Annotated in this window: 10 protein-coding genes; 9 read left to right on the top strand and 1 reads right to left on the bottom strand. The window is 67.1% G+C overall.

Annotated features, from left to right (window positions below; genetic code table 11):
• Window positions 1-22: 22 nt before the first annotated feature.
• The 7 genes from HTZ77_RS29910 (at window position 23) to HTZ77_RS29940 (ending at window position 10953) form a co-directional block, all read left to right on the top strand.
• On the top strand, window positions 23-829 hold the full coding sequence (locus HTZ77_RS29910; protein WP_205303895.1) for a carbohydrate ABC transporter permease: 807 nt from the start codon (window positions 23-25) through the stop codon (window positions 827-829).
• Window positions 826-1656, top strand: coding sequence for a carbohydrate ABC transporter permease (locus tag HTZ77_RS29915; RefSeq protein WP_175593070.1), 831 nt, complete (start codon window positions 826-828; stop codon window positions 1654-1656). Before HTZ77_RS29910 ends, HTZ77_RS29915 begins: the two co-directional genes overlap by 4 nt.
• A 4-nt stretch (window positions 1657-1660) precedes the next feature.
• Window positions 1661-2947 (top strand): Gfo/Idh/MocA family protein, encoded by a 1287-nt coding sequence (locus tag HTZ77_RS29920; protein ID WP_175593071.1) that lies wholly within the window; start codon window positions 1661-1663, stop codon window positions 2945-2947.
• A gap of 93 nt (window positions 2948-3040) precedes the next feature.
• Window positions 3041-6379 carry a glycosyl hydrolase family 95 catalytic domain-containing protein gene (locus HTZ77_RS45475; protein ID WP_205303896.1) on the top strand — a complete coding sequence of 1113 codons (3339 nt, stop codon included), beginning with the start codon at window positions 3041-3043 and terminating at the stop codon, window positions 6377-6379.
• A gap of 115 nt (window positions 6380-6494) precedes the next feature.
• Window positions 6495-8624: a ricin-type beta-trefoil lectin domain protein gene (locus HTZ77_RS29930; RefSeq protein WP_175593072.1), complete on the top strand. Its 2130-nt coding sequence runs from the start codon at window positions 6495-6497 to the stop codon at window positions 8622-8624.
• A 1356-nt stretch (window positions 8625-9980) separates the two neighbouring features.
• Entirely contained in the window at window positions 9981-10430 is a 450-nt protein-coding gene (locus tag HTZ77_RS29935) for a hypothetical protein (RefSeq protein ID WP_175593073.1), read from the top strand.
• A gap of 4 nt (window positions 10431-10434) precedes the next feature.
• On the top strand, window positions 10435-10953 hold the full coding sequence (locus HTZ77_RS29940) for a hypothetical protein (protein WP_175593074.1): 519 nt from the start codon (window positions 10435-10437) through the stop codon (window positions 10951-10953).
• Between the two features lie 312 nt (window positions 10954-11265).
• On the opposite strand, the gene HTZ77_RS29945 is transcribed toward HTZ77_RS29940, so the two are convergent.
• On the bottom strand, window positions 11266-12822 hold the full coding sequence (locus HTZ77_RS29945; protein WP_175593075.1) for an MFS transporter: 1557 nt from the start codon (window positions 12820-12822) through the stop codon (window positions 11266-11268).
• Window positions 12823-12908: 86 nt separating this feature from the next.
• Here HTZ77_RS29945 and HTZ77_RS29950 point away from each other — a divergent pair, with 86 nt between their 5' ends.
• Both HTZ77_RS29950 and HTZ77_RS29955 read left to right on the top strand, forming a co-directional pair.
• On the top strand, window positions 12909-13070 hold the full coding sequence (locus tag HTZ77_RS29950) for a ribbon-helix-helix protein, CopG family (RefSeq protein ID WP_235995398.1): 162 nt from the start codon (window positions 12909-12911) through the stop codon (window positions 13068-13070).
• The gene (locus tag HTZ77_RS29955; RefSeq protein WP_175593077.1) at window positions 13067-13411 is read left to right on the top strand and encodes a VOC family protein; all 345 of its coding nucleotides are present in this window, start codon (window positions 13067-13069) and stop codon (window positions 13409-13411) included. The genes HTZ77_RS29950 and HTZ77_RS29955 overlap by 4 nt, the downstream gene beginning before the upstream one ends.
• Window positions 13412-13491: the final 80 nt, after the last annotated feature.

Consider the following 13491-nt stretch of genomic DNA (forward strand, 5'->3'; position numbering starts at 1 on the left):
TCTGGCGCTCTACGCCTGCATCGTGCTGATCCCGATCGGCATCTCGGTGTACTACAGCCTGACCAACCGCAACCCGTTCAACCCGCCCACCCAATGGGTCGGCGCGCGCAACTACCAGAACCTGGCCACCGACCCGGACTTCTGGAAGGTCCTCACCAACACCATCGTCATCACGATCTTCGTGACGGCCGCCTCCAATGTCATCGGCCTGGCCATCGCGGTGCTGCTCGACCGGCGCGGCTGGCTCTACAACGCGCTGCGCGGCGTCTTCTTCACCCCGGTCGTGCTCAGCGGCGTCGTGGTCAGCGTCATCTGGCAGGCCATCCTCACCGACGACGGCCTGCTCAACAGCACCCTGCGCGGCCTCGGAATCTCCGATCCGCCGGGCTGGCTGTCCGACCCGGACCTCGCCCTGTACACGCTGAGCTGGATCGTCACCTGGCAGATGGCCGGCTTCTGCGTCGTCGTCTACCTGGCCGGCCTCCAAGGAGTGCCACACGAACTGTACGAGGCGGCCGCGATGGACGGCGCCGGCCCTGTGGCCCGCTTCCGCAGCGTCACCTGGCCCCTCCTGGCGCCGTCCGTGACCATCAACACCGTCATGCTCCTCATCAGCACCTTCAAGATCTACGACCAGGTCCAGGTCATCACCAACGGCGGCCCAGGCGACGGCACGACCAGCACCATCGCCTTCGACGTCATCCAGACCGGCCTCGTGGGAAACCGGATCGGCGTCTCCTCCGCCATCGCGGTCGTGATGCTCGTCTTCGTCGCCATCGTGTCCACCGTCGTCCTGCAACTGCTCCAGCGCCGCGAGGTGAAGGCATGACCCGACACACCGGCAGCCGGCTGCGCCCGCTCGTCGCCACCTTCGTCAGTGCGGTGTTCTTCCTGCCGCTCTACCTCGTGCTCACCAACGTCTTCAAACCCGGCCACAAGATCATCGATGCTCCGGCCGCCCTCCCCCTCCCCCCCACGCTCGACAGCATCCGGCAGGTCCTCACCCGTCCCGACCACCTGTTCTGGTACGGCCTGATCAACAGCATCGAGGTCACCGCCATCTCGATCACCATCCTCACCGTGCTGTCCGCGATGTGCGGCCACTACCTGGCACGCAGCGAGGGCCTCGGCGCCAAGGTCATGCTCGTGGTCATGCTGGCCGGCCTCATGATTCCACCCGCCGTCATCATCGCCCCGATCACCGAGGTGCTGCGCTCCGTCGGCCTGATGACCTCCGTCGCCGGACTCGTCCTGGTCAACGTCGGCTACTACGTCCCCTTCGGCGTGTTCGTCTTCGCCGGCTTCGTCAAGACCATCCCCATCGAGATCGAACAAGCCGCCGCCATCGACGGTGCCCGCCGACTGCGGATCTTCTGGCAGGTCGTGTTCCCCCTGCTACGGCCCGCCTCCGCCAGCGTGCTGATCTTCCTCGGTGTCTGGATCTGGAACGACTTCCTCAATCCGCTCATCATCCTCGGCCCCGCCGAAGGCACCACCGTCACCGTCGGCATCTACCGCGCCATCGGCGAACACCAACAGGACTACGGAGCCGTCTTCGCCCTGATGTTCCTGGCCACCCTCCCCATCCTCGTCTTCTACCTCGCCTTCCAGAAGCACTTCGTCAAAGGCCTCACCGCGGGCGCGAGCAAGGGCTGACCCGATGACCCACATCAACCTGCGCGACCACATCGGCACCCGGCTCGAGCGTCCCGTGACGCTGGCCGTGGTCGGCGCGGGAGCACGCGGCGCCGCCTACGCCGAACTCGCCGCGCAGCATCCGGACAAGATCAAGGTCGTCGCGGTGGCCGAGCCCCGCGACGCCGTGCGCAAGCGGTTCGCCGAGCGTCACGATCTCGCACCGGACCTGGTGTCCCCGACCTGGCAGGAACTCGCGGCCCGCGCAAGGATCGCCGACGCCGTGCTCATCGCCACCTTGGACACCGAGCATCTCGCGCCCACCGAGGCCTTCGCCGACCTGGGCTACGACATCCTGCTCGAGAAGCCGATCGCAACCACCGAAGAGGAGACCGTCGCGATCGGTGAGGCGGCCGCCCGCACCGGCGCCACCATCGCCGTCTGCCATGTCATGAGATACACGCCCTACACGACCGCGCTGCGGGAGGTCCTGCCACGGCTCGGGGAGATCGTCTCGGTCGAGCACCTCGAGCCGATCGGCTGGTACCACTTCGCGCACTCGTACGTCCGCGGCAACTGGCGCCGCGAGGACGAGGCCAGCTTCGCACTGCTGGCCAAGGCGTGCCACGACATCGACTGGCTCGGGTTCGTCATCGGCCGGCCGGTCGAGAAGGTCTCGTCCTTCGGCGGGCTCAGCCACTTCCGCCCGGAGAACAAACCAGTGGGCGCCGCCGCCCGCTGCCAGAGCTGCGCGGTCGAGCCATCCTGCCCGTACTCGGCACAGCGCATCTACCTGGACGGCCTGCGCCGGGGCGGCACCAAGCAGTACTTCACCCGGGTCGCCACCGAGAACATCCTCACGGAGCAGGCCGTCTCCTCGGCTCTGGCCAAGGGCCCCTACGGCCGCTGCGTCTACGCGTGCGACAACGACGTGGTCGATCACCAGGTCGTGAATCTCGCCTACGAGGGAGGGGTCACCGCGTCGTTCACGATGACGGCGTTCACCCCGATGGAGAACCGCCACACCAAGATCTTCGGCAGCCGGGGCCAGCTCACCGGCGACGGCCGGTACCTGAGCGTCTTCGACTTCCTCACCGAGCAGACCACGATCATCGACACCTCCCTCGACGGATCGTCCGCGGCCGAGGGTCACGCCGGCGGAGACCACGGCCTGATCAAGGCGTTCGCCACCGCCTTGCACGAAGGCCGCCCCGAGCTCGTCCTCTCCGGCATCGCCGAGAGCATCGCCGGCCACCGGGCCGTCTTCGCCGCCGAACGATCCCGCTGCACCGGGACCGTCGTCACTCTCTGATCGTCCGCCCTCGGGGGACGGACGGGAGATTCCACCACACCGTCAGCGCTCGACGTGGTTTCCACCGGGTTCGTCACTGCCGAGGAGAGAGCCATGCACCCCCCCAGATCGGTCCTGGCCGGAGCGGCGGCATTGCTGCTCGGCCTCGGCCTCGTCTCTGTGCCTGCCGCATCGGCCACGCCCGCACAAGCCGCGGTTTCCGTATCGGCGGGCGACCTCGCCGACGACTGGAGCGCGCTGAGCAGCCTGCTGCCCGCATACGCCGGCAGTTGGACCTCGCCGCCCACGGCGACCGTCACCGGCCACATGACCGACGGAGCCCTGCTGGGCAACGGAGATCTCGGCGTGGTCGTGGGCGGCGACCGCAACGCGCTCAGGCTGTACGTGGACAAGAACGATTTCTGGACCAGTCCCGGTGCTTCCGGCACCCACCCGATCACGTTGGGCGGGCTGACGCTGCGCAGGGCATCGGGCACGGACGACGGCACCGCCTATGGAATGACCCAGGACATCCTCAACGCCGAGGTCCGCACGGACCTGACCGTCAACGGCGCGCCCATCCGGGCAAGGACCTACGTCGCCGACTCCGCGGACATCGTGCTCACCGAGGTGAGCACGACCGGTTCGAGCCCGGTGCAGCTCGCCCTGGACGCCTGGACGAAAGCGGACAACGCACAGTTCCCGTCATCGTCCGGGGTCAACGGTTCGACGCTGTGGGCGGCTCGCAGCACCCAGAGCAACGCCTCCAGCGAGTGGGTGTCGCGGATGGGCGTCGCCACCAGGGTCATCGGGGCGTCGGTCACCACCTCCACGAACTCCACCGGCAGCTCCACCGCCCAGTTCACCGTCACCCCCGGCGCCACGGTCACCATCGTGTCGGCCGTCGAAGGTGGCCGCGGCGCCACCGATCACGTCGATCGCGCTCTCGCCACCGCCAACGCGGTGACCGCGGGATCGGTGGCGGACCTGGGCACCGAGCACCGCGACTGGTGGAAGGACTACTGGCTCAAGTCCTACGTACGGATCTACGACCAGACCCTGGAGAAGTACTACTACGGCTCCCAGTACCTGCTCGGCAGCGCCTCGCGCCGCGGATCGACCGGCCCCGGCCTGTGGGGGCCGTGGGTCACCACCGACGATCCGGCCTGGGGCGGCGACTACCACCTCAACTACAACGTTCAGGCCCCCTACTACGGGACCTTCTCCAGCAACCGCGTCGACGTGGCCGCCCCCCTGAACCAGGCGGTCCTCGACTACCGTTCCACGGGAGCGGCCAACATCGCCCGCCTTCAGACAACCCCGCCCGGCTTCGGTATAAGCCAGCGGTTCAAGGACGCCGTCCCCGCTTCGACCCGCGGCTACCTGTACCCGGTCGGGATCGGCCCACAGGGCGGCTCCGGCGAGTGGTACTTCTGGGACCAGCCGACCAACGCCACGTACGCTGCCGTCACCCTCGTCTACACGTACGAGTACGCGCCGAACACCACCTTCCTCAGCGGAACCCTCTACCCGTACCTGCTGGAGCTGGCGAACTTCTGGGAGGACTACATCGGTGCGAAGGAGGCCGATGGCAGGTATCACTTCATGGGCGCCGCCTACGAAGGCGAGTGGGCCAAGGACGACGCGCTCTCGCTCACCGCGATCCGGTACGTGCTGACCCGCACCGTCAAGTACAGCGAGCAGCTCGCAGTCGACTCGTCGCGGCGGGCGAAATGGAATGACATCCTGGCCAATCTGCCGGACTTCCCGACCGTGGTCTACAACGGCAAGACGGTCTTCAACCGGGACTACACCAACACCGGCACCTTCTCGGAGATGGTCGGGCGGACCATCTGCAACCTGGAGTTCATCCATCCGTTCGACTTGCTCGATCTGGACTCCTCCTCGGCGCGGCGTCAGACGGCGATCGACACGTTGGATGTGATGGACTCCTGGAACCAGGGAAACAATCTCGCCAAGAGCTATGCCGTGGCGGCCCATGCCGGTTATCCGGCGGCGGCCCTCCAATCCCGGCTGAAGGCTCTCATCACCCCGAACCTACGGGCCAACCTCAGCGTCGTGCAGGGCGGCGGCGGGCTGGAGTCGGTGGCCGCGACCGACGCCATCAACGCGATGCTCCTGCAGTCCACCAACGGGACCATCCGGCTGTTCCCCGACTACCCGGCCGGGCAGCGCGCGCACATCACGCGGCTGCGGGCCAAGGGCGGCTTCCTCGTCACCGCCGACTACGACGGGACCAGCGCCTCCGACGTCTCCATCACCGCCGACAACGCCGGCGGACCCGCGACCGTCCTCGACCCGTGGCCCGGCCGCAAGACCATCGTGACCGACGCGTCCGGCGCGAACGTTCCCGCCACGTTCTCCAACGGCCGCTACACCTTCACCACCGCCGCAGGCGGCACCTACCGCCTCACCCCGTCCGACGCCGTGATCGTCGGCTCGGTCTCCAGCCAGCCGGCCGGCACCGTCGACCTGGCCGCGCAGGACACCCTCGACTGGACACACTGGGGCCTGACCACAGCCGCCGGCTTCGACCACAAAAGCGGGACAACCCAGGCCATCAGCGACATCACCCCGATCGGCGGCAACCCCGTCCTCCGGCTCGCCGACAGCAAGGTGACCTACACCTGGGCAGGCGGAACCCCCACCGCCACGGCAACGGCGACACCCACCGCCGTCTACACCCGCTCACCCGGCAACGGCTTCCGGCTGACCGTGAACGCCGCGACCACCCCCCGCCGACTACGCATCCACCTGGGCGCCTGGTCCGCGAAAGGCAAACTCACCGCCACCCTCAGCGACGGAAACACCCCCACCTACACCGGATGGTTCGACTCCCCCACCGGCAACGGCTACGGCATCGCCGACCTCACCTTCAACGCCGCAACCGCCGGACAAACACTGACGATCACCTACGTCGTCGACACCTCCTACACCGGCACCGAAGGCAACATCACCCTGCACGCGGCCACCCTGTCCACCGACGTCGATCTCGCCGCGGGCAAGACAGCCACCCAATCCAGCACCTACGTGACAGGCGGGAACGCAGGGCTGGCGGTCGAGGGGAACACCAACGGCGACTTCCAGGCCGGCTCGGTCACCCACACCTCGCAGAGCCCGGTGGACGCCAACCCGTGGTGGCAGGTCGACCTCGGCTCCTCGCAGCAGGTCAGCGCTGTCAAGCTGTGGAACCGCACCGACTGCTGCTCCGACCGGCTGCGCGACTTCCATGTGTTCGCCTCCGACACCCCGTTCACCTCGAACGACCCACAGGTCACGAAGAGCCAGAGCGGCGTCTGGAACACCTACCGGGCCACCGCGGCCGGCACCACGCTGAGCCTGCCCGTCAGCCGGTCCGCGCGCTACATCCGCGTCCAACTCGTCGGCTCCGAGCGCCCCCTCTCCCTCGCCGAGGTACAAGTCCTCGGATGAGCGCCTTCGGATGACCCTCGTCCAGAGGGTCGGCCGATGGTTCCCCCCCACCCCGAAAGGACCGGGAATGAAAATGTCGCTTCTTTCCAGACCGCGGATGCGACGAATCTTGCGCGTGGCGGCTGGATTGGCGGCCGGCCTCACCGTCGTCACTCACCCCGCACCGGCGGCGGCCGCCGGTGGCCATGCCACCGACTGGATGAACCAGCGCAAGTGGGGCGTCATGACGCACTACCTGGCTGAGGGATGCCCTCCGGGCTGCCGGTACGGCTCCTACGCCACCGGCCAATGGCCCACCGTCACCGAATGGAACCACCGGGTCGACAACTACGACATCGCCGGCGTCGTCAACCAGCTCAAGTCGGTGGGTGCCGGATGGCTCCAGTTCACCGTCGGCCAGGTCTCCGGCTACTGGGCGGCGCCGAATCCCGTGTACGAGTCCCTCGTGCCGGCCACCGCCGAACACCCCAGCCGCCTGTCGAACAGGGACCTGGTCAAGGACCTCGCGACCGCCGCGCACGCCGCGGGCCTGAAGTTCATCGTCTACGTGCCGCTCGACGCGCCGCGAATCGACACGTACGCGACCACCAAGCTCGGCGGCGATCCCGACGCCGACTTCGGAGGCGTCCGCAACGCCGCCTTCCAGAACAACTGGACCAAGGTGATCAAGCAGTGGTCTCAGCAATGGGGCACCCTCATCGACGGCTGGTGGATCGACGGCGGGATACCGAGCATCGACGAGTACGCCTCGAACATCGTCGACGCCGCCCGCTCCGGCAACCCCTCCACCCTGATCGGGCTCAGCGCGGCAGGCTGGCACCTGTCGACCAACCCGAACTCCGCCGCCAAGTCCGACTTCGTCTCGGGCGAGGACAAGCTCTCGGCGTCCTCCCGCTGGGTCGACTACAACGGGACCCAGGTCCTCACCCATGGGTTGTCGCGCCTTCAGGGCCACTGGGGCAACCCGGCGGACACAGCGATGTCCCACAACACCGAGAACCTGGTGAACAGCACTCTCTCGTTCATGAACGCGGGCGGTGCCATGACCTGGGACGTCGGCTACGACTGGGCCACCGGACGCATCTCCGACCAGGCGATGCGGCAGCTCGCAGTCGTGGCCGAGTCCACAGGCACCACCGGAGGCGACGGCATCCGGACCGACAGCAGCCAGCCGTCGATCACCTACAACGGCACCTGGGACACCGTGACCGATCCGCGCTACGCCGACGGATCGGCCCGAGTGTCCACCGGAACCGGGAACTCAGCCTCGTTCACCTTCAACGGAACCTCGGTCAAATGGGTCGGCGGACGTTCCAGCGGCGCCGGCAAAGCAGAGGTGCGCATCGACGGCACCGTCCAGGCCGGCGTAGACCTCGCCTCGTCGCCGACCACCGGCGACGACGTGGTCTTCGCCAAGCACGGGCTGAGCAACGGCCCTCACACCATCACCATCACACCGACAACCTCTGGCGCCGTGGCCGTGGACGCCTTCGAGGCCGGCAACCAGGCCCGGATCAATGTCGATGATTCCGACACCTCGCTCCATTACAGCGGCTTCTCCAGCGGCAACCCCGGCGGCTGCTTCAACAACACCTGCCACAACTCCAACACGGCGGGCTCCACCGCCACCTACTGGTTCACCGGCTCAAGGATCACCTGGAACGCCATCACCGGCCCCGACCAAGGCTCCGCCGCCGTCTCGATCGACAACGGCCCCGCCACGATCATCGGTCTCGCCGACGAATCACGTTCCGTCGACGTCCCCGCATACATCAGTCCGGCCCTGCCTTACGGCCCCCACACGATCAAGATCACTACGCAGGACGCCAAATGGGTTACCGTCGACCGATTCGCCATCGACACCGTGCCCACCAAGATCGTCGGCGTCGCAAGCGGACGATGCGTGGACGTTTCCAACTCGCAAGACGGCACCGATCTGAACCTCCGCACCTGCAACGGCACCAACGCCCAGAAGTGGGCAACGAACCCCGCCAACGGGGAGGTTCGCGCCCTGGGCAAATGCATGGACGTCGAACAGGGGAACCAGGCCGACGGCACACCTGTTCAGCTGTACTCCTGCAACGGCTCCGCCGCGCAGAAGTGGACCTACGACGCCGGCACCAAACAGCTCAAGGCCTTCGGCAAGTGCCTGGACGCCCTGGGCGCGGGCACAACCGACGGCACCAAGCTGGTCATCTGGCCCTGCCACAGCGGCACCAACCAGCAGTGGCAGATCGGCGGATGAACCGCGCGGCTGAACGACGCAATCCACCAGCAGTCGGACGCGGAGCAGATGCAGAACGTCATGTCCGGACCCCACCGGCCTGACATCACGACGGTACGGCCGAAACTCGAACCGCCCACGTGACCCGGGACCGTTCAAAGGGTGAAGGATCGCTCACTCACCGGACCTCGGCTACTCCGAGGCCGCCGGGGAAGTGACCGAGACCATGCTCGCGGCGCTCCGCCTACGATGCCTGGGTCACTCACTGAGAGCGCCTCTTCACCACCTTTTGCGGTCTCATCGGCCCCGGCGAGGCACGTCCGTGACCGCGTCGATAGGAATCTCCAGAGATCGTGGCGCATGGTGAGCAGGCGCGTCACGGAAGCGAGGTCCGCCGGTGAGCGGCACGCGATGCGTGCGCCGCCTGCCGCTCGGCGTCGCGGTTGCCTCAGGCGTCGGTATGCGGCCGCCCCATCTGCTGGAGCATCACCGTTACCCACCGACCGCGACACCGGCATCGTCGTCCCACTAACGTGCCGAAGGGTGTCCGCCCATGACGCCCGGCGACCCGCCGCCTAGGCTAGCCACGCCCTTCCTGGCGCTTCGGACCGAACATCAACCTGACAACTTCGATCAACGTCGGGCGATGAAACGGCAAGACGCTGGATCAAGCACGTCGCCTGCTGCCATCGTGGATGACGATTCCCCTGCCCGCTTCGGTGGGCAGGCGCGGGCCCCGTCGACTCGACGGGGCCTTTGCGTTGTGGATCGTGAAGCAAGGGCGGACAGCGTCACCGCCCGCATGGCGATCTCAGCGACATTCCCTGTGCTGAGCACTGACGCGACATGACGAGTTGGGCCACAGGTCCTGCGGGCCAGGCCGATCACCAGGCGGGCCGGTCAGCCGAGGCAGCGGCACGCGCGAGTTCCGGTGGTATCCATCCGTGTGATGAACGCCAGTTTCGCTCTGCGATCGACATTCGCCGTGATGGGTGAATGTGCGCCAGTTCTCGCCCTTCGGCCAGGCAACTGGTCCCGGGAAGCGCCCCGCACACCGGGCAGGTCAGATGATGGTCTGCTGAGTCACGCGATCATTGTGGCGGTCCTCTCGCCATTTTCCTGTGATCGTATGCAGCGGGTCGCGGAACTCGGGAGGTCGCAGAGTTCGATGGGCACTTCCCGTTACGGTCGGATTCCGGAATATCGAATTAGTAGCGAGAGTAGGTGCTGCCCCATTCGAAGAGATCGCGGACGGAGACCTTCAATCCCGCCCGCCCTGGGCACCCGGCTCCAGGCAGCCCTGGAAACGCATCTGCGCCTGCACCCGGATGGGCCGCTGCGCCCGGCCGGTCTCCAGAACATTACCGATCCGGAACGTTGCGCCAGAGGCTGGAGCCGGGCGCCCGCCTCGCCCAGCACCTGCGTGACCATGTCCTGGCCGGCGCCGTCCCGCTCGGGCTTTTGGCCAGCCAGCTCAACCGCCCCTACGCGCTGGCGCTGCTGCAGCGTGCGGCCGGCTGCATTCCCGCAGGCGAGGCGGACCCGGAACGCTTCGACGCCGAGGTGGCAGCCGTTCAGGCCGCGCTGGACCAGGTCGTGGTGATCGACGCCAGCACGCTGTACCCAGCCACCCAAACCGTCGCCGGCTTCGCCGAACTCCGTGCGCGCTTCGCTTCGGTCCGCCTGCCGGCCCCGTGCTACGACGAACTCGAGATGGCCGCAATAGCCATCGAGCAGGTGCGGAAATCGTCGATGAACATCGGCGTCGAACCCGGCTCCGGCCTGCGCGTGTCCCAGCTCACGCAGCGGGAGAGCCCATCTCGGTGACCGGATGCATCACCTGGTGAAAGCGGCCGAGCTCACGGACATCGCCGCCGTGGCGGACCTGTCCCTCGTGAGCGAACTCATCACCGGCGGCCTCGAGGCCGACCTGATGGCCCAGAGCCCGACCTTCACCCTGCGGCGCGAAGGCGCATGGCTGGCGGGACTCCAGGCCGTCGCAGGATGGCTGCTGTGCGGAGTATGCGGCTTCGCCGGGTCGGTGCACCCGCACGAGGCGCCCGTCCGTGCAGCCCGCCTGACCTGCCTGGTCGCCGAGCAAACCGCGGGGCTGACCCGGCAAGGACTCAGCGAGCTGGTGCTGTCCGCCGAGACGGGACTGCGCCAAGCACGCGAACTCGACGCGATCCGCGCCGGCCTGGCCGAAGAAACGACGCCGATCGGCGCTTCGGAGGACTCCGAGGCGCTGCGTGTCCATCTCACCGCAATCCTGAGAGAAACTCTTCAGGCGCAGGCTCAGCCTGACAACGAGACGGACACCATCGCGAGGGGCGTTCATGAGTGGGGGTGATCTGCGATGAAGCAGGGCTTGCAAGATCTCTTCCCAAGCAGATGTTGATCGTTTCCCACTCACGGCCCAGTACTCCCCCATCCTTCGGCTGTGCAAGTGATCACTGTGGAGGCGAGGGCGAGCAGCCCGGCGAGGGCGAGCTCAAGGCCGAAGAGGTGTCCAGTGAGGCGGTTTCAGGTGCCGGGGGTTACCGGGAAGCTGAGGCCGACGTATCGCGCGTCGGCCCAGGTTGAGGCGGGGTAGGGCCGGCACATCGTGCCCGCCCTACCCTCCGCCGTCAACGCCACCGCCCCTGCGGGGTGGTCACGGCGATCACGGTGCCTGGGTTCTCTGCGGTGGGGATTGGGCTGATTGGCCAGGGGCCTTGGCTGATACGAAGTCCTTACTGCGGATGAGCGCGAAAGCCAGGACGCCCCCTATGAGCGCCACGATTCCGCCGGCGGCCAGCACGTCGTTCAGTGACGTGGCGAAACTGGCGTGGATCGCATCATTCGCCTGGCCACGCAGCTCCGGCGGGGCGGCGGCAGCCACCTGCCCGGAGGTGCCCATGCGAATGGCGTCCGCGATCTGATGGGCCCGCTCTCGGAGGGCGGAGATGTTCGCGAGCCGCTCCCGTAGCGTGTCGTGCAGTGATGCGGAGAAGATCGAGCCGTACAGGGCGATGCCGACGGCGATGCCGACCTGACGGAAGGTCTGGTTCACACCAGAGGCCATGCCGGCCCGGTATACCGACACGACCCCTATTGCGGTCGACGCCAGCGGCGGGTTGACCATTCCGGCGCCGATTCCGGTGACGATGAATCCCGGAATGAGGTAAGTCCAGTCCGAATCGGCGCTCACGCCCGTCATGAGCAACAGGCCGATGCCCACCAGGAGCAGGCCGGGGCCGATCAGCCACCGGGTCGGCACCCGGTTCAGCGACCGGCCTGCCGCCATGGCGGCGACGAGCGTGGAGCCCGAGCTGACCAGCAGCCGGGCACCGGTGCCCATCGCGCTGTGACCGAGACCATTCTGCAGGTACAGCACGAGGTAGATGAACGTCGCGAACAACGAGGCGTTCATCGCGAACGCCGCGATCGAGCCGCCGACGAACGTCGGGGTCCGCAGCAGCGACAAGTCGAACATCGGCTCCGGCACTCGCGACTCGACCACCACGAACGCCGCGAGGAACACCGCTGCCGAACCGAAACAGAGCAGTACGCCCTGCTCGCCCCATCCCATATCGCTCGCCCTGATCAAGGCGTACACCAGGCTGAACAGTCCGGCGGTGAGCGTCACGGCACCCAGCCAGTCGATCCGGGAGGCGCGCGGCGGGCGGGACTCGTCCACCAGCCGAAGCGTGATGACGATCGCGGTGATACCGATCGGCAGGTTGACCAGAAATATGCCGCGCCAGTTGATCCCGCTGGTAATCACACCGCCGAGCACCGGGCCGAGCGCAGTCGCGACGCCCGCGACGGAACCCCAGACACCGAACGCCACGCCGCGCTGTTGACCCTGGAACGTGCCGGCGAGCAGCGCCAGGGAAGTGGCGAACAGGATCGCACCGCCGACTCCCTGCACGCCACGGGAGACAATCAGCGTCACCTGTTCCTGGGCGATGCCGCACAGCAGCGATCCTGCCGTGAAGATCGCCAGTCCGATGACGAACAGCAGCCGCCTGCCGTACTGGTCGGCCAGGGAGCCCGAGGTCAGCAGGAGTGCCGCCAGGCTCAACGCGTAAGCGTCGGTCGTCCATTGCAGGCTGCTGAAGCTCGCGTGCAGTGAGTGCTGGATGTCCGGTAGCGCGACTGCGACGATCGTGACATCGAGCAGCAACATGAACGTCGCGCCGCACACCACCAGCAGCGTCCACCATTGGCGTTTCATCGTTCGCCCCCTTCTTCGATGCGCAGGTCTTCCATCTTCGGCTTGGGTCGGCGATGCTAGCATGGTAGCTTGCTAGCATGGGAGGCGTGGAAGTCAAGCAGTTCAACGTCTACCTGCCGGTGGATCTCATCCGGCAGGTCAAGCACCATGCCATCGAGAACGAGCTATCGCTCTCGGCCCTGGCGGCCGAGGCATTGCGCGCGTATCTCGCCGTTCACGAGAAGGAATCTCGAAAGGAAAGCACATGACGACCGAGGGCATCGAAGGCGTTTACCTCGAGACCCACAACTGGGGAAAGTCGGCCAAGTTCTTGCAGGCGTTGGGCTACAACGTCGACTTCGCGACCGAGGACGGCTCAGGGATGCTACGCAACAGCGACGGCCCCTACCTCTTGCTCGCCGAAGTCCCCGAGAACCAGAAGCCCGAGGTCCAGGTCGTGCTGCGCGTGCCGGACGCGGACGCGTTCAACGTCGAGGAGTCCGTCGAGGTGGTCACGCCCTTCGAGGAGACCCACTACGGAACGCAGGAGATGAAGGTACGTGACCCCGACGGGCGCATATGGAGCCTGCAGGCGCCGATCAAGAAGTGACCGCGTGGCGGCAGCCGCCAGGTGCTCCACGAGCCACTGCGGATGAAGTCGTCCAGTGAGCCTCGGTGCTCCCAGGTGTC

It is taken from the genome of Nonomuraea montanisoli, from assembly GCF_013363975.1.
GTDB classification, from domain to species: domain Bacteria; phylum Actinomycetota; class Actinomycetes; order Streptosporangiales; family Streptosporangiaceae; genus Nonomuraea; species Nonomuraea montanisoli.